The organism is Streptomyces sp. CA-142005, from assembly GCF_050942335.1.
Lineage (GTDB): Bacteria > Actinomycetota > Actinomycetes > Streptomycetales > Streptomycetaceae > Streptomyces.
Genome location: NZ_CP192078.1, coordinates 546943 through 571600, shown reverse-complemented (window position 1 = coordinate 571600; position 24658 = coordinate 546943). Strand labels below are relative to the sequence as shown.

Genomic DNA, 24658 nt, shown 5'->3' with positions numbered 1-24658 from the left:
AGCGGCCTTACCACTTCCGCCACTTGTCGGTGAGCTGGTACCGGCCCAGACCGTGGCGGGCGGTCAGTGCAACGACATCGACGCCGTGCTCGGTGAGCGACTCGTCGATGTAGTCGCACAGCTCCTCGCGCTCGTCGGTTTCGAAGGCGTTCCCGTTGTGGGCTTCGTTCACCGCGTTGAGTGCCAGGATGACGCGTTCCACCACGACGAAGACCCGCTCGTCACTGGCCTCGACGAGTCCGGGAAGCTCCGTCTCGAAAACGTCGAGGACCGCGTCGGTCGCCGTAAGCAGTTCCTCGGGGAACAACCCGGCCATGCAGGCGCACTCGGGGTCCAGGGTGCCGGCGGCAAGCTCTTCGGCTTCCTCGGCTATGCCGCGCCGCCAGTTCGTAGTCGGTCTCTCAGCCATGGGCAGGACCGTACAGGCCAGGACCGACAGCACGGCTGGGCACCAGCGCGACTGACGCCCACGCTCGGCGCGCGCCTGTCCTGACCTCCGAGGCGATGCCGCCCCCCGGACGGCGGCCTACCCCATTCGGCCGTGCCATGGCAGTGGCGACTGGAGCTGAGTGCACGCGAGGGCCGCGCCGGCAGAAACGGCAGAAGAGGCACCGGTTCGCGTCGCTCAGCCACTGGCGTCAGGTGCTCGCAGTGAAGGCAGTGGACAGTCCGCTCCGGTCCGGAACGGTCGCCAGTTCTCCAGCGTGCAGGCGGTGTTCGCAGCCGTCCCGGATGGGAGGACGCGCTTGCCCTGACCGGGCACAGCGGTCCTACAGTACGCGTCTGCGAACTGCGGTGGGGGCTACCCGGCTGCTCGGTGAAATTTCACTCCAGCCAGATGAGCCTGGCCTGCAGACGGGCGGTTCGGCTTCGTGGGAGGCCGGATGGCCCGTACCCTTCGGAGACCACGGCGTCAGATAGCGGGCGCCAAACACTGGAGGCAATACCTCGTGCTGATTGCTCAGCGTCCCTCGTTGACCGAAGAGGTCGTCGACGAGTTCCGCTCCCGGTTCGTGATCGAGCCGCTGGAGCCGGGCTTCGGCTACACCCTCGGCAACTCCCTGCGCCGTACCCTCCTGTCGTCGATCCCCGGCGCTGCTGTCACCAGCATCCGCATCGACGGTGTCCTGCACGAGTTCACCACCGTGCCGGGCGTCAAGGAGGACGTCACCGACCTGATCCTCAACATCAAGCAGCTGGTCGTCTCCTCGGAACAGGACGAGCCGGTCGTGATGTACCTGCGCAAGCAGGGCCCGGGTCTGGTCACCGCCGCCGACATCGCGCCCCCGGCCGGTGTCGAGGTGCACAACCCCGACCTGGTCCTCGCCACGCTCAACGGCAAGGGCAAGCTGGAGATGGAGCTGACGGTCGAGCGTGGCCGCGGTTACGTCTCCGCCGTGCAGAACAAGCAGGTGGGCCAGGAGATCGGCCGTGTCCCGGTCGACTCGATCTACTCGCCGGTGCTGAAGGTCACGTACAAGGTCGAGGCCACGCGTGTCGAGCAGCGCACCGACTTCGACAAGCTCATCGTCGACGTCGAGACCAAGCAGGCCATGCGTCCGCGTGACGCCATGGCGTCGGCCGGCAAGACCCTGGTCGAGCTGTTCGGTCTGGCTCGCGAGCTGAACATCGACGCCGAGGGCATCGACATGGGCCCGTCCCCCACGGACGCCGCCCTGGCCGCCGACATGGCGCTGCCGATCGAGGAGCTGGAGCTCACGGTCCGCTCCTACAACTGCCTCAAGCGCGAGGGCGTCCACTCGGTGGGTGAGCTGCTGGCTCGCTCGGAGGCGGACCTGCTGGACATCCGCAACTTCGGTGCGAAGTCCATCGACGAGGTCAAGGCGAAGCTGGCCGGCCTGGGTCTGGCCCTGAAGGACAGCCCGCCCGGATTCGACCCGACCGCCGCCGCCTTCGACGCGGACGACAACGGGGGTACGGGTTTCATGGAAACCGAGCAGTACTGACCGTTGCGCCGGGCCGTGGGGGAGCCAGGAAGGCAGAGGAGCCGGTGATGAGCACCGGCCGGCTGCATCCGGCTCCCCGATGGCTCACGGGCGGAGACGCATACGTCCAGGTCGTCGGAGCCTGATCAAGATGGTCCGTAGCCTTGAAGAGGTCGGTGGGTGACGGGGAGGGCTACGGGGCGGGCCGACAGCCCTCCACTACTACGACGAGCCAGGTGGGACCGCCGTGGTTTGCTCGTCGGTGGACCACCCGGACATGGCGCCGAACGCGGTCAGCACGTCGGGCACCCAGGTGGTCGGCGTGCTGCGAGGTGAACGCCTCCACCATGCCGACCGCTTCCGCGCCGTGCTCGGGGCCGGGACGGGCACGCCCTGGTACGGCACGACGCCCGCGAGGCGGTGATCCGCTCGAAGGACACGGCCACGTACACCGGCTCGGTGGATTTTGTGGGCAAGCCGATCCGCGGCCCGTGCGTCTCGGCCAGGTTCTTGGCGAGGATCAGCTCGGGGAAGGCTGCCATCATCGTGGACATTCCCCCTCACCGGCGTGCCTGAGGCCGTCCTGGGTCTCCAGGGTGTCGCGTACCAGGTCCCGTCCGGCACCGAAGCAGCAGGCAAAGGCGATCAGCGTCGCCATCTCCGTGGTCAGCTCGGTCGTCAGGGCGCTGAGGGCGTGAGTGGGAGGGTGCCGGCGAAGGCCATGTGGTGCTCCGACGGACCCGCCGGCAGACCTTTCGGTGGCCAACACGGGCGGAATCGCCACCGCGTCGGTGACGGGCGCCCGAGCTCAGAGGTGGTCGGCGTCGACGACGGCCTGGGCGAAGGTGGTGGGCGCTTCCTGCGGCAGGTTGTGCCCGATGTTCGCGATGGTGCGGTGCTCGTAGGGCCCGGTGAAGTGGCTGCGATAGGCGGTGCCGTCGCCGGGCGGCGTGAAGGGGTCGAGGGCGGGGTCGAGGGTGATGGTCGGAACGTGGATCGAGGGCTGGGCCGCGAGTTGCTTCTCGTAGCGGGCGTAACGGGGTTCGCCCTCGATGAGGCCGATGCGCCAGCGGTAGTTGTAGAGGACGATGGCGGCGTAGTCGGGGTTGTGGAAGGCCTGGGCGGTGCGCTGGAAGGTGGCGTCGTCGAAGTTCCAGTTGGGGGAGACGAGGGTCCACACGTAGCGGCACAGGGCGATGCGCTCGTCGACGTTCTCCATGGCCTGTTTGCCGCGATCGGTGGCGAAGTACCACTGGTACCACCAGTTGTGTTCGACGGCCGGGGCGGCGGGCGTCAGTTGCGCCTTCACGTTGGTGATGACGTAGCCGGTGGTGGACACCAGGGATGTGACGCGTTCGGGCCACAGCGCGGCGATGATGTCGGCGGTGCGTGAGCCCCAGTCGAAGCCGGCCAGCACGGCTTTGTCGATCTTCAGGGCGTCCATCAGCGCGATGATGTCGAGGGCGATCGCGGACTGCTCGGCGTTGCGCGGGGTGTGCCGGGACAGGAAGCGGGTGCTGCCGTGGCCGCGCAGGTAGGGGACGATGACGCGGTAGCCCAGGTCGGCGAGGAGCGGGGCGACATCGACGTAGCTGTGGATGTCGTAGGGCCAGCCGTGCAGGAGTATGACCACCGGGGCGTGGGCGGGTCCGGCCTCGGCGTAGCCGGTGTCAAGGACGCCGGCCTTGATCTGCTTGATTGTGCGGAAGCCGGTGTGGGTGCCGGGGACGATGCTGGGGACGGTGGGAGCGGGCGTGCCGCCGGCCTGCCGGGAGACGGCCGTCCCGGTGGCGGCGGACGCGTTGCTCTGCAGGCCGGACAACGAGACCGCGGCTGCGCCGGTGCCCAGGCCGACGGCCTTGCTGAAAGTACGCCTGTTGATCATCTGACCCCTCCGTCGTGCGTTCTCCGGTGACCGGTCCACGCCCTGGGAACTCCCGCTCCCGTCCCGGGGACGAGATCACCGCGGTTTGTGGCGTGACGACCCTCGCACAGGGCTCGTCACCTGTCAAACCGGTGACGCAAAGGCGTCTCCGTGCCGGGCGGTGGTGCAGAGGCTGTTCTTCCGCGGCCCGGGCCGGCGATGCACACTCTGTCCGCAACGAAACCGGACATATCCGTCCCTTGACGGTACGACGCGGGCGGTGACACCGCCGTCCGGCGCACCTCGCGTATGACCGGCTCCCGTAAGCGGCGCCGCAGGTGGCGGGCCGTGCGGCACACTCTCGGCCCGGAGAGCAGGATTTCCGTCCCCGGCACCGCGGCTTCGGGGCTTGAGTCAATGCACTGAGCCGTGCCGTTCGAGGTCAGGCTTCAAAGGTCATGGCCGTCCACCAGCCTGGCCCGTGCTTCGCGCAGCGCGGTGGGGCAGGCGATGCCGAGATGGGGAACAGGCGGTAGAGGTGGGAGTTGACCGTGCGCGGCAACAGGTGCATGCGCTTGCCGATCTCCTTTGTCGGTCAAGTCCCTGACGGAGAGGTCCCCGATCCGGCGTTCCTGCCGGGTCGGTTCGGACGGCTGAGCGTCCGTGGCGCGCGTGGCCGGCCCCGACGTTCTCAGCTCGGCACGTGCTCGTTCGGCCCGGGCGGTGCGCCGAGCCGTTCCTCGAAGAGAAGGCGGTGGCGGGGATTTTCGACGCCGACCAGGGACCGCGGACGACCTGTTCGGCAACTCCTTGCCCGCGGTCTCTCCCGACCACCGACGGCTGGCCTTGGGCGAGTTCGGGGCCGGAAGCGCCTGCAGGTGTTCCCGCGCCGCTGCTCAACAACCCCCGGAACGGCGGTGCCCTTCCGCCGGCGGGTGAGATCCCGCTCGACCGGCCGGCAATTGGCTGCTTTCGAGCCGGAATCCGACGGGATGGACTGAATCCCGCACCGCGTATGCCGGGGGCGTTCCGCCGTCGCGGGGCCTTGAGGTGTCAGGATGTTCCGATGCCGTGCAGCAGCGTGTCGACGACGACGTCCGCCGCCTGGGCGGGGCTCAGATGGGGCATCTGCCGCGACACGAGGTGCATGAGCTGCGGCAGCAGTGCGCTCGCCCACCCTTCCGGCAGCTTGGGGCGGAGCAGGCCTTCGTCGGTGGCGCGTTGGAGGAAGGCGTCGACTTCACGGATGGAGGCGTCGCGGCGTGCGTGGACGGTGTCGTCGGCGAGCATGCGGGCGAGGTCGACGGGCCAGGTGCGATTGACGGCGATGATGTTCTCGACGTAGCGGTGCAGGGCGACGGCGACGGGGGCCTCGCGCAGCCGGGCGTCTTCGATGGCTTGCTCGATGGCCGTGAGACGGGCTGCGTAGATGGCGGCGAGGAGTTCCTCGCGAGAGGCGAAGCGCCGGTAGACCGTACGCCGGTCCACGCCCGCCTCGGCGGCGATGCTCGCGATGCTCGCGCCAGGGTCGGCGGCGAGCATCCGCGCCCCGGTGGTCAAAACGGCTTCGAGATTGCGTGCTGCGTCGGCTCTCACCGCAGCAGTCTAGCGGGGAGATGTGAAACCTGAGACGCCTATCGCCCCTATCATGTGCAACCCCACATGCTAAGTGCTACATTGATGTGGCAAATATAGCTGGTAGTGCCAGCTGATTGGGTCAAGTCCGTCTCGCAGGCGGTTTGCGCGCCATCCCTGGCACCCGTGTAGAAAGGCACACCTCCATGCCGAAGGCACAGCAGTCTCCCTCCCCTGGAACAGGCGGAGTTGCCGCTGCCATGAGCGCACTGGTCCTGGCGGTCCTCCTGGCGGCCCTGGACCAGACGATCGTGTCGACGGCGTTGCCGCGGATAGCGCAGGACCTGAACGGGTTCGACGACATCGCGTGGGTCAGCGCCGCGTACCTGCTGGCGTCGACGGCGGTGACCCCGCTGTGGGGCAAGCTCGGCGACATGTTTGGCCGCAAGCGCCTGTACCTGGCCTCGACCACCCTCTTCCTGATCGCCTCGGTGGCCTGCGGCCTGGCCCGGAACCTGCCCGAGCTGATCGGTGCCCGCGTGCTGCAGGGCGTGGGCGGCGGCGGAATGATCGTGCTGACCTTCGCCCTGGTCGGTGACATCGTCGCCCCCCGCGAACGCGGCCGCTACCAGAGCATGTTCGGTTCGGTCTACGGTGTCGCCAGCATCGTCGGCCCCCTGCTCGGCGGTGTCTTCACCGACCAGCTGTCGTGGCGGTGGGCCTTCCTGGTCAATCTGCCCGTCGGGGCCGTCGCCTTGGTCGTCGCAGCGCGGGCACTCCCGGTGAGCGTCAGGGGGGCCAAGACCCGCATCGACTACGCGGGCGCCCTGGTGCTGGCGGCCATCGCCACCGGCCTGGTCCTGGTCACGTCCTTCGGCGAGCGCTGGGGCTGGGCCTCGCCGGCCATCATCGGCCTGATCGTCGCCACCGTCGCACTCGGCACCCTGCTGGTCCCGATCGAGCGCCGCGCCGCCGCCCCGGTGCTACCGCCGGCCATGTTCTCCTCCCGGACCGTGGTCTTCTCCTCGCTGATCGGATTCGTCGCCAACGCGGCCATGTTCGCTGTCCTGGTGTATCTGCCCACCTACCTGCAGATCGTCCACGGGGTCTCGGCCACCTTCTCCGGCATCCACATGCTGCCGCTGGTTGCCGGCCTGGTCGTCAGCCAGTCGCTGGCCGGACGCTGGTCCGCCCACGCCGGCCGGCTGCGCCCGATCCTCCTCGCGGGCCTGCTCGCCAACCTCGCCGGGCTGCTCCTGCTGGGCACCATCGGTGCCGTCACCGACACCCTGGTCCTGAGCGTCTACTTCCTCATCACCGGCGTTGGCATCGGTATGGTCCCCATGGTCGTGCTGACCACCGTGCAGAACAGTGTGCCCGCCGCCGACCTCGGTGCCGCCAGCGCGGTGGTCACCTTCGCCCGCTCCATCGGCGCGGCCTTCGGTGTCGCCGTCTTCGGCACCCTCCTCAACACCGGTTTCGCCGACCGCACCCACGGCCTGCCGACCTCCGGCGGCTTCGACGCCGCCCGCCCGGACACCGTCGCCCTTCTCCCGGCGGCCCTGCGCGACACCGCGCTGGACGCCTTCGCGCACGCCACCGCCACCGGTTACCTCTGGATCACCCCCGCCCTCGCCGTCGGCACCCTCCTGGCCCTCTTCCTCAAGCCCACCCGCAGGACCGGCCGGGAGCAGGGGGTTGGTGCCAGCGACCCCGCCGACGCCAACGCCAAGGACACCGTCCCAGCCGCCTGAGCGCCCAATCGCCGCGCTCCACCCGGCCGACGCCTTCATCGGGCGCCGGCCGCGGCGGTTCGCGGACACCTGCACTCCTCGAAAGGCGTGCCCGGTGCGCTGGACGGCGGCGCGGCCCGGCATCGCGCGCTGCCGCGCGGCCCTTCCCTGGCCCTCGACGCCGTACTCGGCGGCGATCATCCGTGCCCCGGTGGTCAGAACGGCTTCCAGATTGCGTTCTGCGTCGGCTCTCTTACCTTAAGCGCAGCTCCCGTGCGGAGGATCACAGTCTTTGTATCTCGATGATGTCTACGTAGATTTATAAAGTGCTACAGTGGTGTGACAGTTAAGAGATGCCCTGAAGGAGAGAGAGCGCATGATCACTTACGACCGGCTTTTCATCGGGGGTTCCTGGGTGGAGCCGAGCGACCGGGAGCTGCTCGACATCGCCTCGCCGCACGACCAGTCGGCGGTCGGCCGCGCCGCCCAGGCGCAGCCGGCGGACATCGACCGCGCGGTGGCCGCGGCGCGGGCCTCGTTCGAGGCGGGGGTGTGGCGTTCGACGCCGCCCGCGGAACGGATCGCGGTCCTGCGGCGGTTCAACGTGCTGCGCGAGGAGAACGCGGAGAAGATCGCGCACCTGATCTCGCTGGAGAACGGTTCGGCGGGATGGTTCACCCGGGCCGGACAGCCCGGCCTGACCCGGCAGGCGAACGCCTACCTGAAGGCGGCGGAGGAGTTCGGCTGGGAGGAGACCCTGGTGCCCTCCGACCCGGCGTCCCCGGTGCGCAGTGTGGTGCGCCGTGAGGCGATCGGAGTGGTGGCCGCGGTGATCCCGTGGAACTCGCCGTTCTCCTCGGCCACTTCGAAGATCATCCCCGCGCTCGTCGCAGGCAACTCCGTGGTCCTGAAGGTGTCCCCGGAGAATTCGCTGAGCATGGGATTCCTGGCCGAGCTGCTGGAGCGGGTGGGCCTGCCCGAGGGCGTGATCAGCGTCCTGCCCGCGGACCGGGGGACCAGTGAGTACCTGGTGTCGCACCAGGAGGTCGACAAGATCGCCTTCACCGGCTCGACGGCGGCCGGCCGCCGCATCGCCGCGATCGCCGGCGAGCAGCTCAAGCGGGTCAGCCTGGAGCTGGGCGGCAAGTCCGCCGCCATCATCCTCCCCGACGCCGACATCGAGAAGGCGGTCGTCGGCGTGAAGTTCGGCTCCCTGCTCAACAACGGCGAGTCGTGCATCGCACAGACCAGGATCCTGGCCCCGCGCAGCCGGTACGAGGAGGTCGTGGCCGCGCTCAAGGAGCTGGTGGAGTCGCTGAAGGTCGGTGACCCGCGCGACCCCGACACCTTCATCGGCCCGATGATCCGCCCCGACCAGCAGGAGCGGGTACGCGCCTACATCCGGCTCGGCATCGAGGAGGGCGCCCGCCTGGTCACCGGCGGCCCGCAGATCCCCGAGGGTTTGGAGAAGGGCAACTACGTCACGCCCACCGTCTTCGCCGACGTGGACAACTCCATGCGCATCGCGCAGGAGGAGATCTTCGGCCCGGTGCTGGTCGTCATCGCCTACGACGACGAGGACGACGCCGTCCGCATCGCCAACGACTCCGAGTACGGCCTCTCCGGCGGTGTCTGGTCCTCCGACGAGGAGCACGCCCTGGCGGTCGCCCGCCGCGTCCGCACCGGCACCATCACCATCAACGGCGCCTCCATCGCCTTCGACGGCCCGTTCGGCGGTTTCAAGGCCAGCGGCATCGGCCGCGAGTACGGCGCGGTCGGCCTCGGCACCTACACCGAGTACAAGACCATCACCCTCTGACCCGCCTCCGACCACGGTCAGATCCGCCGACGGCGGCAGGTGGGCCGACCACCTGCCGCCGGCGCGGCGTTTCCGGCTGCCCACCGACGGCTGCGGTGCCATCGCTTTCCCCCGACCTCCCGCCCGTGCGGGACCCATCGCCACAGGGCCCGCGGCCGTCCCCGCCGACCGCGTGCCGGGGCCGGGCCACGGCCGCCCTTCACGCCATGAGCCGAAGGCCGGAATCGGGTATGGACCCGGTGCCGCACGTTCTCGCCGGTCGTGATGCGCTTGAAGTCCGACCGGGCAGATGATTCAGGCCGCAGTGGATGACCTGGACCGTGCAGTGCCCGGGAGCGTGACCGCGCGTGCGCCCCTTGCCGTCACCCGGCGTCCGGCCCGGTGGTTCGGTTCATGCGGATTCGCTGATGTGGCGCCACTGGCGCCACTGCGCGTGCTGGGTGGCGAGTCGGTCGGCCATGTCCTGGGGGACGGCGACGGCGTCCCGGCGGCAGCCGCCAGACAGCGGTTCCCGATTGCCGAAACGGCCGTTGGCGTACGGCGGTTGCCTCACGCATGTGCTCCGCCGTCACGCACACACGCAGGTCACGCTCAAGGGGGGTGTGACGGCGGCGGGGGATTGGGGGCCGTATGACTCAGGTTCCACGGAGGGACGGTCATCACCACCTTGACTGGTGACGCTAAGGGCTGCCATGATTGCGTCACCGCCTCAACCGGTGATGCAAAAGTGTCCTGGTCAGGAGGTACCCGAAGACCATTCGACCCAGATGGGGAGCCCAGCCATGGCAGTCAGCTACACCGCCGTTGTCGACGTCGACGGAGAGGGCCGCAACGGCGGTCACGTCCGCTCCTCCGACGGCCTGCTGGAGACCAGCCTCGCGCTCCCGAAGGAGCTGGGCGGCGCCGGCACCGCGACCAACCCCGAGCAGCTCTTCGCCGCGGGCTGGGCCGCCTGCTTCCTCGGCGCCCTCCGCCGCGCCGCCACCCTGCGCAAGATCCGACTGACCAGCACCACCATCACGGCCGAGATCACCCTCACTCACGGTGACGACGGCGAGTTCTCCCTCTCCGCGGTCCTCACCCCGGTCCTCGGCGGCGTGGACCAGGCCACCGCCGAGGAACTCGCGCACGCCGCCCACCAGATCTGCCCGTACTCCAAGGCGACACGCGACAACGTACCCGTCACGATCAATGCCGGCGCCGTCGCCTGACGCAGCCCTCCCTAGATGCGGGTCCCGTGCTGACTTCCCCCGTGCGCGGGACCCGCTTCCCACACCCACGCCACCGACCGGAGAGCGAAGGCAGCCCATGGCCTCGATGACGCCCACACACATAGGGAACGCCAAGCACCGTCGTTCCGCCCTCGGCCGTGTCTCGGCCGGCTCCGGCGCGCGGCCGTCCCGGGACACCGCACACTCCGAGGACCGTCCGTGGCCCGCCGACACGGGGGTGTGGCACTGGGCGGAGAGCGTGATGGTCTCGGGGTACGGCCCGTCGGCATCCAGCTTCTTCTGACGGCGGATCAGGGTGCGGAGATTGCCGTACCGAAAGGGCCGGCCCGCCACGGGATCGTGCCGGTCCGGCCCGGGACACCGACGAGCGTGCCACGTGCGGAACGTCCACGCGTGCCGGGCGAGCGCGCTCTTGACGGCAGTGGCCATCGCGCTCTCACCCGCGGCGTCGGGATGCACCGGTGCGGCCGGCGTCTCGGGGGCTCGATCCACCGCTCACCCGTCGGTCGGCAGAGGTGGTGTCCGACGGTCGGCGTGCATGTGTTCCCGTACTGCGCCGGCCGGCGAGGGTAGTCGGGACGAGCCGAGGTGTCAGCCGACGGCGCCGGCCTTGCCCGGCTTCACGAGGGTGTGCATGACGGAGCGCTGCTGCTTGTGACGCCGGAGGGGTCCCTTGGCAGAGGCAGGCGCGACTTCCCCTTCGCCGCGAGGAGGGCTGCGCCGCTCTCCGTCAGGCGGACTCGGCGGCCGTGCCCCTCTCGGAACGTTCCCTTCTCTGCGACGACAACTACCCGTGACTGCTGCCCGGTGAGAGGGCAACTGCTTCAGCGCCCGCAGCGACTCAGGAGTGCGGCAGCGCCAGTAGGCGGTGCGTGACAGCACGTGTCAGGCCGGGTGGCTCCACGGCGCGGGACCGGAGAACGACGGCCAGCGGATCGTCTCGGACGTACGGCAGCGGCGGGGAGGTCAGCGCGCGGTGACGCCGGGTGCGGCCTTCTTGCGGGCGCGGTACGCGGCTGCCTTGATCTTGTTGCCGCAGGACTCCATGCCGCACCACTGCCGCCGCGTGCCCCGCGAACGGTCGATGTAGACCCGCGTGCACTCCGGGTTGCCGCACTCCTTCAGGAGCGGGACGTCCGGGCCGCTGAGCAGTTCGACGGCCTGCCGGGCGACGGTGGCCAGGGCTTGCCCGGGGGTCGCCTCGGTGTGCCGCCCGGCCACGGTGAGCTGCGGCGTCGCGGGGGTCTTGCGCGCGGCGCCGTTGACCACGGCGAGTGCCTCGCGGTCGAACTCCTCAGTGAGCCGACGGTTGGTGACCAGCCGGTAGAGGGCCTCGCGCACGGCGATCGCCTCCCGGACGTCGTCCTCGTCACCGGGTGTGATCGTGTCCACGAGTCCGGACTCCAGGTACCAGGCGTTGAGTCGCTCCGGCGTCACGAACATCTCGAACCGGATCGAGCGCCGGGCACGAAGGGTGGCCACGAAGTCCAGCGCCGGGTGCCCGCATACGAAGACATGGCTAAGATTCACATCACCATCTTGACAGGTGACTTATGGCGAACGCAAGGCTCGTCACATTCGGGCCGGTCACCCCGTGGGAGCGGGTGCTCACGATCGTATGGCACCTCGCGCATGGAGAGCAGGTCAGGACCGGAAACGGCGGAAACGGTGTCCGGCTGGCGTAGGTCAGGACGGGAAACGGGCCGTCGACACCTCCCCCCGCTGCACGCGCGCCTGCTCCAGGCGGAGTTCGCGGCCTTGCCAGCGCCTCCGCAGCCAGCGGTCGTGGCTCGCGAGGACGATCGCGCCGGGACCGGGGCCCAGCGCGGCCTCCAGCTCGTCGCACAGGGTGGGGGACAGGTGGTTGGTGGGCTCGTCGAGCAGCAGCAGTTGGGATGAGCGGGCCACCAGCAGGGCCAGCGCGAGCCGTCGGCGCTGTCCCACGGACAGGTGCCCGACCGGTTTGCCCAGGTCGGCCTCGTGCATGAGTCCGAGCGAGGTCAGCGGCACCTTCTCGGCCCGCTCGGCACCCAGCGACTGCTAGTGGCTCGGCACACAGCCTTGGCCTGGTAATCGATCCGTTGCTCGTCGGCCAGCAGACTGTCTCCAAGACCTGATCTGGGAGGTGGTCGTGGGACGTCGACCGAGTGTGTTCGTCCGGCCGGTCACGATGGACGAGGGCCGGAAGCTGCAGCGGATCAGCCGGACCGCGAAGGACCCGGTGAAACTCCGCCGGGCGATCGTGGTGCTGATGTCCGCCCAGGGCCAGACGGTCAAGGACATCTCCACGCTGATCCAGGTCGGCGAGGACTACGTCCGCGATGTCATCCACGCCTTCAACGAGCGGGGGTTCGACGCGCTGGACCCAAAATGGAGCGGGGGACGCCCCAAGACGATCAGTGACCAGGTGCGCGAGCACATCTGCCTGATCGCCCGGACATCCCCCGCCGACTGGAAGATCACCGCGTTCTCCACCTGGAGCCTGAGCAAGCTCGCCGAGCACCTCATCAAGCAGCAGGTGATCGCAGCCATCAGTCGGGAGACCCTGCGCCGGATCCTGCGCGCCGGCAAGGTCTCCTGGAAGACCACCACTACGTGGAAGGCGTCCACCGACCCGGAGTTCATCACCAAGATGCACCGCATCCTGGCGCTCTACGACACCCCGCCGACGGACGGGCGGGTGATATGCGTCGACGAGTTCGGGCCGCTGAACCTGATGCCCCGCAAGGGCAAGACCTGGGGGCTGGTGAGGCGTCCGCGCAGGCTGCGGGCCACCTACAACCGCTATGGCGGCGTGCGGCACATGCTCGCCGCCCTCGATCTGGCCACCGGCAAGCTGTACTACCGCATCCGCCCGCGCAAGCGCTGGCGCGAGTTCCTTGGCCTGCTCAAGGCCCTGCGTGCGCGCTGGCCTGGGGAGAAGCTGTATGTGGTGCTGGACAACTTCTCCCCGCACAAGCATGCCCAAGTGCGTGCCTGGACCACGGACAACGACGTCGAGTTGGTCTTCCTGCCGACCTACGGCTCCTGGCTGAACTGGATCGAGGCCGAGTTCGCGGCCCTGCGCTACTTCGCCCTGAACGGCACTGACCATCGCAGCCACGGCGAGCAGAACGCGGCCATTGCGGCCTACGTCCGCTGGCGCAATGCCCGCGCCGAGCCGAAGACGGCGTTCGCGCCCGACTCACCGATCCGGTCCTGGACCGATTACCCGACCAAGACTGCGTGACGAGCCACTAGTAGGTGTCGCGGACCCTGCGGTCGGGCCGGTCGAACACGGTGTCCTGGCCGAGCAGCCCCACCGTCAGCCGGTGCCGCCTGCGCACGTCGCCCTCGGCCGGCAGATGTCCGGCGAGGACGGCGAGCAGCGTCGACTTGCCGGCCCCGTTGCCGCCGGTGACGAGCAGCCGGTCTGTCGCCGTCACCTCCAGGCAGTCCAGCGCGAGCCGACCCGGCACTCGGACGTCCCGCAGGGATACCAGGGGCTGCGGGCCTTCATCGGCACGCGCGGCCAGCTCACCGACCGCGAACCCGAGCGGCCGGGGAGGCTCGGCGACCCGGGCGCGCTCCAACTCCTCCAGCCGCCGGGTGGCGTTGCGCACCCGGCGGGAGATCTGGCTCTGTACCCGGCCGGCCCGGTGGCCGTAGCCCATCTTCTCGTTGTCGCGCCGCCATCGGTCGGGCGCGAGGCGGTGCGCGGTCACACCTGCCGCGTGCCGCAGCTCCTCCAGTTCCTGCTGCTCCTCGGCGTAGCGGCGCTCCCTGCGTTCCCGCTCGGCTCGCTTGTCGTCCAGGTAGGCGCTGTAGGTGCCGCCGTAGCGGACCGGACCGTCCAACGCCGGGTCGAGGTCGATCAGGTCGGTGCAGACGGCGTCCAGGAACGCCCGGTCGTGGCTGGCGACGACCACGGTGCCGGGCAGGCCGCGTACCTGCTCCTCCAAGAAGGCGGCGGCGTCGTCGTCGAGGTGGTTGGTCGGCTCGTCCAGCAGCAGCGCCGACGGCCTGCGCACGAGCAGTGCGGCCAGGGCCAGCCGGCTGCGCTGCCCGCCGGACAGTGAGCCGAGAGTGCGGTCGTGCCCGAGCGCGCCGAGGCCCAGACCGTCCAGCACCAGCGCCGCGCGGCGGTCGGCGTCCCAGGACGCCCGGTCCTGGGCCTGCTCCAGCCGCCTGCCGTAGGTGTCGAGGAGTTCCGCATGGCACGGATCCCCCTCCGGGACGCGGGCCAGCTCCTCGCCGAGCCGTTCGAGTTCCGCGAGGTCTTCGCGGGCCTCGCGCAGCGCCTCGTCGAGCACAGCGGCGATGGTCGTGGCGGCGTCGAAGGGTATCTCCTGGTGCAGGAAGCCGAGGTCGGCGGGGCGCGTGACGCTCCCCGCGTCGGGTTCGTCCACGCCGGCCAGCACCCGCAGCAGGGTGGACTTGCCGACGCCGTTCTCCCCGATCAGGCCGATGCGGTGGCCGGGGGAGGCGGTCAGGGAGACACCGTCGAGGACGCGCCGGCCTCCCAGGACGCGGACGAGGTCGTGAGCGAGCAGAGCGGGTTGAGGGACAGGAATCCGTCCCACGTGATCGGTGGTCGGCCCGCCGGGCGCACGGCCTCGGACGCGGGCCACTTCACACGCCGGCGGCTCACACCGCAGGTGCCCCCGACTCCTTGAGCGCTCCGTCGGCCAGCCGTAGCCAGCGGTTCACCCCGATCTCGGTGAGGAACCGCTCGTCGTGGCTGATCACCACGAAGGCGCCCTGGTAGGAATTGAGCGCGCCCTCCAGCTGACCCGCGCTGACCAGGTCGAGGTTGTTGGTCGGCTCGTCGAGCAGCAGCAGATGGGGGGCGGGCTCGGCGCACAGCACGCAGGCCAGGGTGGCGCGCAGCCGTTCGCCTCCGGACAGGACACCGACCGGCAGGTGTGCCCGGGCACCCCGGAAGAGGAAGCGGGCGAGCAGGTTCATCCGCTCCGCCTCGGGCCGCCCGGGGGCGAACTCGGCGAAGTTCTCCGCCACGGTGCGGTCCAGGTCCAGCAGGTCCAGGCGCTGCGAAAGGTAGGCGATCCGGCCGTCGTTCCGCCTGATCTCCCCACTGTCCGGGGCGAGATCGCCGTTGACCAGCCGCAGCAGAGTGGTCTTGCCGGCGCCGTTGGGCCCGGTCAGCGCGATGCGCTCGGGGCCGCGGACGGTGAGGTCGACGCCGCCGTCCGCGAACACGGGCCGGTCACCGTGGTGGACCTGCAGCCCCTCGCCGATGAACAGGTTCCGTCCGGCGGGCACCTGGGTGTCGGGCAGCTCCAGGGTGAGGCGCTGCTCCTCGCGCAGCGCGCGTCCGGCCTCGTCGAGGCGGGTCTTGGCCTCGCTGACCCGGGCCGCGTGCATCTGCCCGGCCCGGCCGGCGGACTCCTGCGCGCCGCGCTTCATGTTGCCGGCGAAGATACGGGGCAGACCGGCGTTCTTGAGGTTGCGCGCGGCGTTGCTCGCGCGGCGCTCGGCGCGCTCGCGGGCCTGCTGCATCTCCCGCTTCTCCCGCTTCAGTTCCTGCTCGGCGTTGCGCACGTTCTTCTCGGCGACCTCCTGCTCGGCCCGCACTGCCTCCTCGTAGTCGGTGAAGTTGCCGCCGTAGAAGCGCAGTTCGCCACTGCCCAGCTCGGCGATGCGTTCCATGCGGTCGAGCAGCGCGCGGTCGTGGCTGACCACCAGCAGGCAGCCGGCGAAGTCCGTCAGCGCGTCGTAGAGCTTGTGTCGCGCCCCCAGGTCGAGGTTGTTGGTGGGCTCGTCGAGCAGCAGCACGTCCGGGCGCTTGAGCAACTGGGCGGCGAGGCCCAGCGAGACGACCTGGCCGCCGCTGAGTGTGCTCAGGCTGCGGTCCAGGGTGAGGTCGGCGAGGCCCAGGCGGTCCAGCTGGGCGCGGGTGCGCTCCTCGATGTCCCAGTCGTCGCCGATGGTGGTGAAGTGCTCCTCGCTCACGTCCCCGGACTCGACGGCGTCCAGAGCGCGGATCACACCGGCGACGCCGAGCACCTCGGCGACGGTGAGATCGCCGGCCAGGGGCAGGCTCTGCGGGAGATAGCCGAGCGTGCCGTCCAAGACCACCGAGCCGGTGGCCGGCTTCAGTTCACCGGCGATCAGCTTGAGCAGGGTGGACTTGCCGGAGCCGTTGGGGGCGACCAGGCCCGTTCGGCCGGCGGTCACGGCGAAGGACAGGTCGTGGAAGACGGGGGTGTCGTCGGGCCAGGCGAAGGACAGGTTCGAGCAGACGACGGCGACGTCGGACATGAGGTGACCTCGGACGGATCGCGGGCAGTGAAGAGACCCCTGCCCTGGGCAGACATGGCAAAAGGGGGTACGACGAGACGGGCCACCTCGGCGGCGCTCCTCAGCGCGTCCGGTGGCCGTCAGATCCGGATCTCACCCGGAGATGTCGTCGTCACCCACCACGTCTGCGACTCCTCGATACACGATCTACGTCGGGGGCAGCGTAGCAGCCCTCGTGGCCCTGCCGGCCGACGGTGCAGGCATTACCCGGTCACATATGTGGGCCGGTGTGTGCCGACCGGCCCGGGGGTGTTTCGCCCTCGCGGCGCCGAGGCCCCGTCATTGACAGCCCGAAGTCTGCATGGCAGCATCGTCACCACTTAAACAGGTGACGGACGTCGCGATGACTCGACCTGCGTTCACACGTGTGGGCTCTCGCCCGGCCGGTTCCGCCCCGTGCGGCGCGCGGCGCCGGGACCGTCGCCACCTTGAAGGAGAACACGGACCATGGCACGAAAGCCGAAGCGGAGTGCCGAGGGCGCACCGGTGGCGCGACGGGCGATGCTGGGCATGCTCGGCGCGGGCGCCGCCGGGCTCGCCGCCGCGCCCTATCTGCAGCGCGGCTGGGAGGGGTTCCTCGGCGCCGCCTCGCAGGTCGACGCCACGGGCCTGACCGGACTGCTGCCCAACCCGGGCGGATTCCGGTACTACAGCGTCGTCGGATCGGTGCCGCACAAGGACGAGACGAACTACGCGCTGAGGGTCGGCGGGCTGGTGGACAAGCCGAAGACCTACACGCTCGGTGAACTGCGCGCGATGCCGCAGACCCGGATCGTGCGCGACGTGCTGTGCACGGACGGATGGCGCGTGGACAAGACGCCCTTCGAAGGGGTGAGGCTCGCGGACATCCTCGACGCCGCCGGAGTACGTTCCCGGGGCGCTGCGGTCCGCTTCACCTGCTTCGACGGCGCCTACGCCGAAAGTCTCACCCTGGAGCAGGCCCGCCGCTCGGACGTCCTGGTCGCGCTGAACATGCAGGACAAGCCCATCACCCACGAGCACGGCGGACCGGTCCGTCTCTACGTGGCCCCCATGTACTTCTACAAGTCGGCCAAGTGGCTGTCCGGCATTTCGGTCACCGACAAGGTCGTTCCCGGCTACTGGGAGGAACGCGGATATGCGATCGACGGCTGGCTCGACGGCGCCGACCGGCATGGCGACGGGGCCTGACCCCACCGGCCGCGTCCGCCGCTTCGGCACCGCCCCGCGCATGGTCCATCGGGCCACCGGCTGGCTGATGCTGCTGTGTCTGGCCTCGGCCGCCTGCCTCTACCTCGGGCCTCTCGCCCAGCTCGTCGGGCGGCGGCACCTGATGGTCACCGTGCACGAGTGGTCGGGCATCTCGCTGCCGCTGCCCTTGCTGCTGGGGCTCCTGTCCGCCGATTTCCGCGCGGACCTGCGTCGGCTGAACCGCTTCGCGGTGTACGACCGGCAGTGGCTGCGGGCCGCGCGCAGGCGCCACACGTCTCCCGGGGCGCGCCCGGCCGGCAAGTTCAACGCGGGCCAGAAACTTTATGCGGGCTGGATCGCCGGGGCGGTCCTCGTGATGATGTTCACGGGTCTGCTGATGTGGTTCATGGGGCTGGCGCCCTTCATCTCCCGCACCAGCGCGATCTTCGTCCACGACCTGCTGGCCTGGGCGATCACCTTCTTTCTGCTCGGACACATGCGCAAGGCCTTCCAGGACCCCGAGGCGCGGCTGGGCATGCGCACCGGACACGTCAGCCGGTCCTGGGCGGAGCGAAACCACTCCCGGTGGCTGTGTGAGGAGCACGCGGGGAACGTTTCCGAGCAGGTGGACAAGATGTGACGCCTCCATCGACGAGGGGCACACCCGCCTGTAAGGGCTCCGGGCGACCGCGGCGGCCCCGGCGCCCATCACATAGCGCCAGGGCCAACGCCATTGTCAGGACCGCTAAAAGAGCGACTGGTGTCGCCTCGGCTCTCCTGTCGGTCGGCACCGGGGCGGCCCGGATGGCGCAGGGCTGACGGACCGCTGAATGACCTAGTGAGGGGCGTCCGCCGGAGCGGACACCCTTTCGTGGCAATGGCTTGACGAGCGGAGCGAACGAGCCGGGTCTACCGGTCGGCGTCCCGGGTGACTACAGCCCGAGGTCGAGCGCCAGGCACGAGTAGTACTTCCATGAGCCTTCGGGGTCGTAGGCGGCTTTCACGCCGCTCGGGCCGGCCTCGACCTCTTCCGTCATGTCCTCGAAGCGGATGCGCTCGGGGAGCCGGCCGAAGCGTGCGTGCCGGGCTGCGGCTGCGGCGTCCGGCGTGGATTCCTTGCTCATGACCTTCTCCGCTTCCTCGGTCGTGGATGGTGTCCTGCTCGACGGCTGGACGTGGTAGCAGAGTGCACCTTCACGCGTCACCTGTCAAGGTGGTGACGAATGGCGGGCCGGGCACTGGTCACGTCGGTCCGGCCTTTCAGCGGTCACCGTCAGCGGGAGGTCATGGACGACCGACTCGTCGTCGCCTTCGATGGTGAGCGTCTACCTGGGCGTCTACCTACTCGAGCAGCCGTACGGTCCTACTCATGCCGCGGCGAGGCCCGCGTCCGTACCGGCTCAGTGTGTGTTACCTGGCCTCCGCGATGCTGCTCCACACCGTGACGGCCACGGCCCGCTCACGCGCCCCGACGCTCTCCGCGCCGAGGGTGTCACGGACGAGGACATGGCTGGCCGAATTTGTCGCTTTCCTCCGGCGACCGCGCTGACACCGACACGACTCGGTGAACCGTGCCGGGGGCAACACCAGGACCCCTCTCACGCCGGCGCGGTGCTGGCCCCCGGCGGTCGGCGGAGCAGGTGCAGGCAGACGACCGAGGCGACGACGGTCCGCCGTTCCGAGGCGTCGAGGCGAGGGCCCATTTCGACAACGTACTGTTGCAACCCGATCCACGAGTCGATGGTGCTCACCGTGACCCGGCCGAGAATCTCCGGCGCCGGGCCCCCGTCCGGATCGGTCTCCGTGAGATGCCATTCGACGTGCAGGAGACCCGGCCGCGTGAGGAAGAGCCGGCGTCCCTGCTCTGTCTGGAGCCTCAGCTGCCGGGTCTTGGCAAAGCCACGGGCACCCGCGGTACCGACCTCGCGGTCCGCGGCGTCGGTGAACCGGAACTTCGCCGGTCCGAACTGCTCGATACGGACGATGGACTCCCCGGACGTTGTCGTGAGGACGGAGTATGTGTCGTCGGTGTACGTGACCCAGGCGAGCGGGGTCCCCTGCACGGTGGACACGGCCAGGGCGGGGCCCACGTATCTGCGCCACCGTGAACGCTTCGGCTGCCCCACCACGACGGCATCCAGCTCGAACAGACCGGACCCCGTCGTCGGTCCTTCTTCCCCCGCCACGGCTTCCCCCTCGACCGAGTACATCCACTGTGACCGAGAACCTGCCCGATTCCCATACCTCGGGCGCCTGTACCGCTCGTTGAACGTCGGCACGACGACAACGACCTTCGCGGACACGGCGGTCAGCTGCAACTCGTGGGTCAGGGCTCGGGAACCGTTCAGCGGTACCGGCGTTAGGCGTTCACGGAGCGCCGGTCGCGCTCTACTGACATCGTGGGCCGCCTTGGCTTGATGTGACGGTCAGGTCGGTTCTGCGCTTCTGCTGGGGCTTATGCCCTCTTCTGTCGTAGATCGTGGCCGACGCTGATGGCCCCTCCGGACGTAATTGCCGCGTTTCCGCTGTTGAGGCATGAGACCGGTGTTTCCACGGGAGTGATGGCGTGTCAGGTCGTGCCGGGGAGGTTGCGGATGCCGTCGGTTGTCGGACTGCTGGAGCGGCTGCCCGTCGCTGTGTGGACGAGCTGGGGGAGGAGGCCGACCGGATCCAGGCCGAGCCGGCCGCGGCCGAGCAGGAATGGCAGGAGTGGGTGATTGCTCGCAGGCGGGTGACGTGGTGCTGACTGCGGGCGGTGACAGCGCCGCTGACACGCAGGGAGTCCAGGAGGTGCGGGAGTCGGCCGGGCGGCCGGTGGGCCGGGAGGCGGCGTAGCGGAAGTCGCAGGTGCCGGTGTGGCGCCAGGGGCTGGGGTGGTCGGTGCTGTCGGCGGACTGTTAGCGCATCCTGGCCATGTCGGCGGACCGGGCCCGGCTCGGCCAAGAGGGGCTGACGCGCCAGGGGATGGCTGTGGGCTTCGGGATGAAGCTGGTGCCGGCGCGGGTGGGGGGCGCTGCCTGAATGTACGGAAGCGGCTTTGCGGACCGAGATGATCGCCGGGGGAAGCCGGGAGTGTGGACTGCCCGGTCTTGTCGTCCCGGTCGGGCGCGTCGAGCCGGCGCGGCGGCGGCGTATCCGTGCGCGGGTCGGCGGCGGGTGCGCATTCGAGATCTCGGAGTGGTCGACAAGCGCGACCTGAGGTTAGGCGATCTGGCCCGCTCCTGGGTGGACGACTTATCGGCACCCGCAGAGTCGGCATTCACGGAACAGTCTTCCGTGAGTCGGCAGGCGGGCAAGCGGAGCGTCGACGACGTGCGAGGGCTCCCGGGGGAGGGTCGTTCGAGCGCTCCGCCGCCTGCCGGAAGGGGTTCAGGTTCAGGTGTCCGGAGAGTCGCGTGGCGTCAGCTGGTCGCGCTGCCCGAGACCCACTCGGTCCACGGCATGTTCCAGTCGCTGAGGCCGTTGTCCGGGGCCAACGCGGTCTTGTCCTCGGAGTTCTTGACGATCACGACGTCACCGATCATCGAGTTGTCGAAGAACCACGCGGCGGGCTGCTTGCCGTCGCCGCCGCCCTTGACGTCCTTCAGGCCCACGCAGCCGTGGCTGGTGTTGGCCTTGCCGAAGACCGAATCGGCACCCCAGTAGTTGCCGTGGATGAACGTGCCCGAGTCGGTCAGGCGCATGGCGTGCGGCACCGCCTGGATGTCGTACGAGGGCTTGCCGTCCTTCTCCGTGAGGCCGACGCTCGCACCGTTCATATGGATCTGCCTGAACTTCTCGGAGATCACCATCTGACCGTTGTACGTCGGATGCTCGGGGCTGCCGGACGAGATCGGGATGGTCTTGATCGTCTTGCCGTCCCGTACGACGGTCATCTGCTTCGTCTTGGCGTCGACGGTGCTGATCTGGCTCCGGCCGATCTTGAACGTGACCGTCTTCTGGATGCCGTGGCGGTGGAGCGTGACGGTGACGGTGGAGCCGGGCTTCCAGTAGGTCTCGGGGCGGAAGTCCAGGCGGTTGCCGTTGAACCAGTGACCGACGACCCGCTGCCCGCTGCTGGAGCTGACCTGGATCTCCGATTCCACGGCGGCCTTGTCGCTGACCGCCTTGTCGAAGTTGACCGTCACGGGCATGCCCACGCCGACGGTCGAGCCGTCCTCGGGGGAGAGGTGCCCGATGAAGTCGTTGGCCGGGGAGACCGTGGTGATGGTGGCGTTCCCGGTGACGGAGCGGTGCTTGGCGTCCTCGGCTTCTGCGGCGATCTGATACTTGGTGGCCCGCTCCAGCCGGCCGTCCGGCTTCCAGGACGTGCCGTCCGTGGACAGGGTGCCCGAGATCTCGGAGCCGGTCGCGACGGTGGTCATGGTCACCTTGGTGAGCTTGCCGTTGCTGACGGTGACCTTGACGGGGCCGGTGATCCCGACGTCGTAGGAACCTTGCCCAGGCGTGATCTTTATTCGGGCGTCGGAAGCGTCCGGGGCGCCCGCCTGATCTCCCGGCGCCTGCGACTTTGGATGATTCGCGGTGTCGTTACCGCCGGTGGCAGCGTTGCTGGTACCGCCGAGGGCCGTGAGCGTGAGTACGCCGCCGAGTACGCCGGCCGTGGCCATCAGCCTGGTGCTTCGCTTACGTGCCGTAATCAAACGCTTCTCCCATGTCACTGGACGGTGAATCCTGGAGCTGGTTACCGGAGGAGTGCAACCGACTCAAAGGACTACTTTTATGCATTTACGCCTGCTAAGGGAGTGATTTGTGGCGGATTCCACGCGCAGCGAGAGCGTCGGCGAGGCTCTGCTCAAGACGGGTGGATGGCACGCAGTGGATCTCCTCTCGCCGATCGGTGCAGGCCATGGCGGGGACGCTGCGACGGCGGTGGCGCCGGTCACGGACGACGGTTCCCCACAGCCGAAGGCCGCCGTCGAGGGCAGCGGCAACGCCTTCGTGAACGGCTGTGCCCGCGGTCTCGTCAGCGCCGTCGTGTGCGTCGTGTGCGTTCTCCTCGCACGTCGAGGCCGGTGTCGTCGCGGCGTCGGCCGGCCGGGCTACATGCACACTCACTGTGCCGTGTCGTCCCCGCGCCGGAGCACAGCAACGCCCTGCCCGGCGTCACCCTGGGCAGCGAAGAACAGCGGGCGATGCCGACCGGTGATCCGGGAACAGGCGGTGGGGCGCTTCGGCAGCAGGTGCCGCAGGTCACACGCCGTTAGCCAGCGCTTGCCATGCCTTCGTGATCCGGCCCTGGACGGTGCGCAAGATGGCGGATGAGTTTGCCCAGTTGCTCGGGATGGCTCCTGCCGGTGTGGACGGCGGCAACCTCACGTTCGCACGGGGAGACCCGCACTCCACCCTCTCGATCTGGAAAGACCGCTACGACCGGGCGGTTTTCGGTTGGATGGTCGTCACCTACGACGCCGCCCTCCGCGACCGGATGAACAGCTTCGGCGGAATGAGCGTCCGGATCGACCACCCCTCGCCATCCGGCGAGGCGAACCCAACCAACATCCCCCGGGGGCCTGCTACCCCTGGCCGGCGAGTGGGAGCCCTCTGGCGAGGGAGGCCACTGCCGCCGTCACTGAGTACGGGCGTCCCTCCTTGCACTTCGTCCGCGACCGCCACGACCTGGGCCTGCTCCTGCTGGCGGATACCCACGTTCACCGCGACAGCGTCTGGTGCTTCGCACCGACCAACAACGAGCCGGCACGGCTTGCCCAGGCGATCCTGCTGGCCCGGCACTGTGGGGATCAAGAGCTGGAACGGGCGGCCGTGGCCAAGCTACGGAAGCGAGGCGAGGGACCGGTGGTCCCCTGGCCCGACTACCTCTTCCGGCAAGCCGTCGCCGACTGGGCCAAGCAGTACTCCAAGGCCACCGGGATCGACCTCAGTGACCTGGCCAAGCTCAAGCGGAAGCGCCCTGAGTATCCAGAGGCCCCGTAATCTTCAGAGCCACGTACCGGGGGCTGCACAGCGTGGGAACCGCCCGGCATGAAGGCCGCCGTCGGCAACGCCACCGTGCGCCGACGGCGGCTACCGGGACACCGGCCCGGTCATCCCGCATCGCCGTGAGCGCGACCAGCCCCAACTGGCCTGCAAAGAAGAACATGACGGGACAGCACTAAGCTGGCGCGGTGACTGATGAGCAGGAGCGGGTGCAGCCGTCGGGAGTGTGGGCCACGGCGGTAGGGGTGGCCAGGGTGCGGGCGCTGGAGACCGAGCGGGAGAACGCGCTGTTCCGCGACCCACTGGCACAGGCCTTCGCCACCGCCGGCGGCCTGGGGCCCTCCTCGCCGCCGCTGCCCGGTGACGAGGCCGCGCGACGCCGCCGGCTGGGCGTGGCGTTCTCCATCGTCATCAGGACGAAGTTCCTCGACGAGCTGTTGCAGCAGGCCTCCGCGTCCGGGGTCCGACAGGTCGTGCTGCTCGGCGCAGGCATGGACAGTCGGGCCTTCCGGATGGACTGGTCCGAGGGCACCCGGCTGTTCGAGGTCGACACCGCCGCGCCACTGGACTTCAAGGCTTCGGTGCTGCGCCAGGAGCGGGCCGTCGCACGCTGCGAGCGGATCACGGTCGCGGTGGATCTGCGTGAGGACTGGCCAGCCGCGCTGGCCGCCGCAGGCCACGACCCGGCGGCCCCGACCGTGTGGATCGCCGAAGGACTGCTGATCTATCTGCCCGAGGACGCGGTGGAACTGCTGCTGGCCCGGATCAGCGCGCAGTCGGCAGCGGGCAGTCGGATGGGGCTGACGTTGGGCTCGCGCGGCGTGATCGAGCGCTTCAGCGTGGACGCCGTGCCGGGATCGGCGGCATCCATGTGGGTTTCGGAGATGCCCGACGACCCGGTGGGCTGGCTGGCCGGGCACGGCTGGGAGGCAAACAGCCACACCCTGCGCGAGTGCGCTGCCGCCTACGGCCGCCCGATCAGCACCCCGTCGCAGCGCGAGGAGCGGCCCGGCGGACTGATCTCGGCGGTCCGCCGGTAGAGCGCCTCCCGGTTCCCCGAAGGGCTGTCCCGCAATGATCAC

Annotated in this window: 20 protein-coding genes and 3 pseudogenes; 12 read left to right on the top strand and 11 right to left on the bottom strand. The window is 69.5% G+C overall.

The features are described 5' to 3' along the window. Window positions 1–7: 7 nt before the first annotated feature. Complete coding sequence (locus ACQPXS_RS03010) at window positions 8–409, bottom strand: hypothetical protein (protein WP_433446626.1); 402 nt, start codon at window positions 407–409, stop codon at window positions 8–10. A gap of 541 nt (window positions 410–950) precedes the next feature. On the opposite strand from ACQPXS_RS03010, the gene ACQPXS_RS03005 reads away from it, so the two are divergent. Next, a complete protein-coding gene (locus tag ACQPXS_RS03005) occupies window positions 951–1967 on the top strand; it encodes a DNA-directed RNA polymerase subunit alpha (RefSeq protein ID WP_433446624.1) in 1017 nt (338 codons plus the stop codon). A gap of 256 nt (window positions 1968–2223) precedes the next feature. Then, window positions 2224–2370, top strand: a complete 147-nt coding sequence (locus tag ACQPXS_RS03000; RefSeq protein WP_433446622.1) for a hypothetical protein — start codon at window positions 2224–2226, stop codon at window positions 2368–2370. Window positions 2371–2754: 384 nt separating this feature from the next. On the opposite strand, the gene ACQPXS_RS02995 is transcribed toward ACQPXS_RS03000, so the two are convergent. Both ACQPXS_RS02995 and ACQPXS_RS02990 read right to left on the bottom strand, forming a co-directional pair. After that, window positions 2755–3831 (bottom strand): alpha/beta fold hydrolase, encoded by a 1077-nt coding sequence (locus ACQPXS_RS02995; protein ID WP_433446620.1) that lies wholly within the window; start codon window positions 3829–3831, stop codon window positions 2755–2757. Window positions 3832–4863: 1032 nt separating this feature from the next. Further along, the gene (locus ACQPXS_RS02990; protein ID WP_356316259.1) at window positions 4864–5352 is read right to left on the bottom strand and encodes a TetR/AcrR family transcriptional regulator; all 489 of its coding nucleotides are present in this window, start codon (window positions 5350–5352) and stop codon (window positions 4864–4866) included. Window positions 5353–5645: 293 nt separating this feature from the next. On the opposite strand from ACQPXS_RS02990, the gene ACQPXS_RS02985 reads away from it, so the two are divergent. After that, window positions 5646–7139, top strand: coding sequence for an MDR family MFS transporter (locus tag ACQPXS_RS02985; protein WP_433446618.1), 1494 nt, complete (start codon window positions 5646–5648; stop codon window positions 7137–7139). Between the two features lie 355 nt (window positions 7140–7494). Further along, window positions 7495–8937 (top strand): aldehyde dehydrogenase, encoded by a 1443-nt coding sequence (locus ACQPXS_RS02980; protein WP_433446616.1) that lies wholly within the window; start codon window positions 7495–7497, stop codon window positions 8935–8937. Between the two features lie 391 nt (window positions 8938–9328). On the opposite strand, the gene ACQPXS_RS02975 is transcribed toward ACQPXS_RS02980, so the two are convergent. Further along, entirely contained in the window at window positions 9329–9490 is a 162-nt protein-coding gene (locus ACQPXS_RS02975) for a hypothetical protein (protein WP_433446614.1), read from the bottom strand. A gap of 229 nt (window positions 9491–9719) precedes the next feature. On the opposite strand from ACQPXS_RS02975, the gene ACQPXS_RS02970 reads away from it, so the two are divergent. Together ACQPXS_RS02970 and ACQPXS_RS02965 are read left to right on the top strand one after the other, a co-directional pair. Then, complete coding sequence (locus ACQPXS_RS02970) at window positions 9720–10148, top strand: organic hydroperoxide resistance protein (RefSeq protein ID WP_433446612.1); 429 nt, start codon at window positions 9720–9722, stop codon at window positions 10146–10148. 106 nt (window positions 10149–10254) lie between these two features. Continuing rightward, window positions 10255–10452, top strand: a complete 198-nt coding sequence (locus ACQPXS_RS02965) for a hypothetical protein (protein ID WP_433446610.1) — start codon at window positions 10255–10257, stop codon at window positions 10450–10452. 683 nt (window positions 10453–11135) lie between these two features. Here the strand turns inward: ACQPXS_RS02965 and ACQPXS_RS02960 are convergent. Together ACQPXS_RS02960 and ACQPXS_RS02955 are read right to left on the bottom strand one after the other, a co-directional pair. Continuing rightward, a complete protein-coding gene (locus ACQPXS_RS02960) occupies window positions 11136–11699 on the bottom strand; it encodes a CGNR zinc finger domain-containing protein (RefSeq protein ID WP_433446608.1) in 564 nt (187 codons plus the stop codon). Window positions 11700–11855: 156 nt separating this feature from the next. Next, a pseudogene (locus ACQPXS_RS02955) lies at window positions 11856–12206 on the bottom strand (ATP-binding cassette domain-containing protein); the annotation flags it as partial. Window positions 12207–12300: 94 nt separating this feature from the next. Between ACQPXS_RS02955 and ACQPXS_RS02950 the strand changes: the two are divergent. After that, the gene (locus ACQPXS_RS02950; protein ID WP_433446515.1) at window positions 12301–13398 is read left to right on the top strand and encodes an IS630 family transposase; all 1098 of its coding nucleotides are present in this window, start codon (window positions 12301–12303) and stop codon (window positions 13396–13398) included. 10 nt (window positions 13399–13408) lie between these two features. On the opposite strand, the pseudogene ACQPXS_RS02945 reads toward ACQPXS_RS02950, so the two are convergent. Then, window positions 13409–14731, bottom strand: a pseudogene (locus ACQPXS_RS02945) (ATP-binding cassette domain-containing protein); the annotation flags it as partial. 64 nt (window positions 14732–14795) lie between these two features. Then, on the bottom strand, window positions 14796–16430 hold the full coding sequence (gene abc-f, locus ACQPXS_RS02940; protein WP_433446606.1) for a ribosomal protection-like ABC-F family protein: 1635 nt from the start codon (window positions 16428–16430) through the stop codon (window positions 14796–14798). A 486-nt stretch (window positions 16431–16916) separates the two neighbouring features. Between abc-f and ACQPXS_RS02935 the strand changes: the two genes are divergently transcribed. Both ACQPXS_RS02935 and ACQPXS_RS02930 read left to right on the top strand, forming a co-directional pair. Next, window positions 16917–17639, top strand: a complete 723-nt coding sequence (locus ACQPXS_RS02935) for a molybdopterin-dependent oxidoreductase (RefSeq protein WP_433446604.1) — start codon at window positions 16917–16919, stop codon at window positions 17637–17639. Continuing rightward, window positions 17587–18279 (top strand): cytochrome b/b6 domain-containing protein, encoded by a 693-nt coding sequence (locus tag ACQPXS_RS02930; RefSeq protein WP_433446602.1) that lies wholly within the window; start codon window positions 17587–17589, stop codon window positions 18277–18279. Before ACQPXS_RS02935 ends, ACQPXS_RS02930 begins: the two co-directional genes overlap by 53 nt. Window positions 18280–18571: 292 nt before the next feature. On the opposite strand, the gene ACQPXS_RS02925 is transcribed toward ACQPXS_RS02930, so the two are convergent. Together ACQPXS_RS02925 and ACQPXS_RS02920 are read right to left on the bottom strand one after the other, a co-directional pair. Next, complete coding sequence (locus ACQPXS_RS02925) at window positions 18572–18763, bottom strand: hypothetical protein (RefSeq protein WP_356316192.1); 192 nt, start codon at window positions 18761–18763, stop codon at window positions 18572–18574. Window positions 18764–19237: 474 nt separating this feature from the next. Next, the gene (locus ACQPXS_RS02920; RefSeq protein ID WP_433446600.1) at window positions 19238–19825 is read right to left on the bottom strand and encodes a hypothetical protein; all 588 of its coding nucleotides are present in this window, start codon (window positions 19823–19825) and stop codon (window positions 19238–19240) included. Between the two features lie 408 nt (window positions 19826–20233). On the opposite strand from ACQPXS_RS02920, the pseudogene ACQPXS_RS02915 reads away from it, so the two are divergent. Then, a pseudogene (locus ACQPXS_RS02915) lies at window positions 20234–20645 on the top strand (hypothetical protein); the annotation flags it as partial. A gap of 395 nt (window positions 20646–21040) precedes the next feature. Here ACQPXS_RS02915 and ACQPXS_RS02910 read toward each other — a convergent pair. Further along, entirely contained in the window at window positions 21041–22249 is a 1209-nt protein-coding gene (locus ACQPXS_RS02910; protein WP_433446598.1) for an Ig-like domain-containing protein, read from the bottom strand. Window positions 22250–23231: 982 nt separating this feature from the next. Here ACQPXS_RS02910 and ACQPXS_RS02905 point away from each other — a divergent pair. Both ACQPXS_RS02905 and ACQPXS_RS02900 read left to right on the top strand, forming a co-directional pair. Continuing rightward, the gene (locus ACQPXS_RS02905) at window positions 23232–23573 is read left to right on the top strand and encodes a hypothetical protein (protein WP_433446596.1); all 342 of its coding nucleotides are present in this window, start codon (window positions 23232–23234) and stop codon (window positions 23571–23573) included. A gap of 191 nt (window positions 23574–23764) precedes the next feature. Continuing rightward, window positions 23765–24616, top strand: a complete 852-nt coding sequence (locus tag ACQPXS_RS02900) for a class I SAM-dependent methyltransferase (protein WP_433446594.1) — start codon at window positions 23765–23767, stop codon at window positions 24614–24616. Window positions 24617–24658 lie beyond the last annotated feature (42 nt).

Coding starts and splice junctions, on each gene's coding strand:
- ACQPXS_RS02935 (WP_433446604.1), top strand. CDS start 16,917: ATGGCACGAAAGCCGAAGCGGAGTGCCGAGGGCGCACCGGTGGCGCGA.
- ACQPXS_RS03000 (WP_433446622.1), top strand. CDS start 2,224: ATGGCGCCGAACGCGGTCAGCACGTCGGGCACCCAGGTGGTCGGCGTG.
- ACQPXS_RS02930 (WP_433446602.1), top strand. CDS start 17,587: ATGCGATCGACGGCTGGCTCGACGGCGCCGACCGGCATGGCGACGGGG.
- ACQPXS_RS03010 (WP_433446626.1), bottom strand. CDS start 409: ATGGCTGAGAGACCGACTACGAACTGGCGGCGCGGCATAGCCGAGGAA.
- ACQPXS_RS02980 (WP_433446616.1), top strand. CDS start 7,495: ATGATCACTTACGACCGGCTTTTCATCGGGGGTTCCTGGGTGGAGCCG.
- ACQPXS_RS02970 (WP_433446612.1), top strand. CDS start 9,720: ATGGCAGTCAGCTACACCGCCGTTGTCGACGTCGACGGAGAGGGCCGC.
- ACQPXS_RS02925 (WP_356316192.1), bottom strand. CDS start 18,763: ATGAGCAAGGAATCCACGCCGGACGCCGCAGCCGCAGCCCGGCACGCA.
- ACQPXS_RS02985 (WP_433446618.1), top strand. CDS start 5,646: ATGAGCGCACTGGTCCTGGCGGTCCTCCTGGCGGCCCTGGACCAGACG.
- ACQPXS_RS02995 (WP_433446620.1), bottom strand. CDS start 3,831: ATGATCAACAGGCGTACTTTCAGCAAGGCCGTCGGCCTGGGCACCGGC.
- ACQPXS_RS02990 (WP_356316259.1), bottom strand. CDS start 5,352: ATGCTCGCCGCCGACCCTGGCGCGAGCATCGCGAGCATCGCCGCCGAG.
- abc-f (WP_433446606.1), bottom strand. CDS start 16,430: ATGTCCGACGTCGCCGTCGTCTGCTCGAACCTGTCCTTCGCCTGGCCC.
- ACQPXS_RS02910 (WP_433446598.1), bottom strand. CDS start 22,249: ATGGCCACGGCCGGCGTACTCGGCGGCGTACTCACGCTCACGGCCCTC.
- ACQPXS_RS02965 (WP_433446610.1), top strand. CDS start 10,255: ATGACGCCCACACACATAGGGAACGCCAAGCACCGTCGTTCCGCCCTC.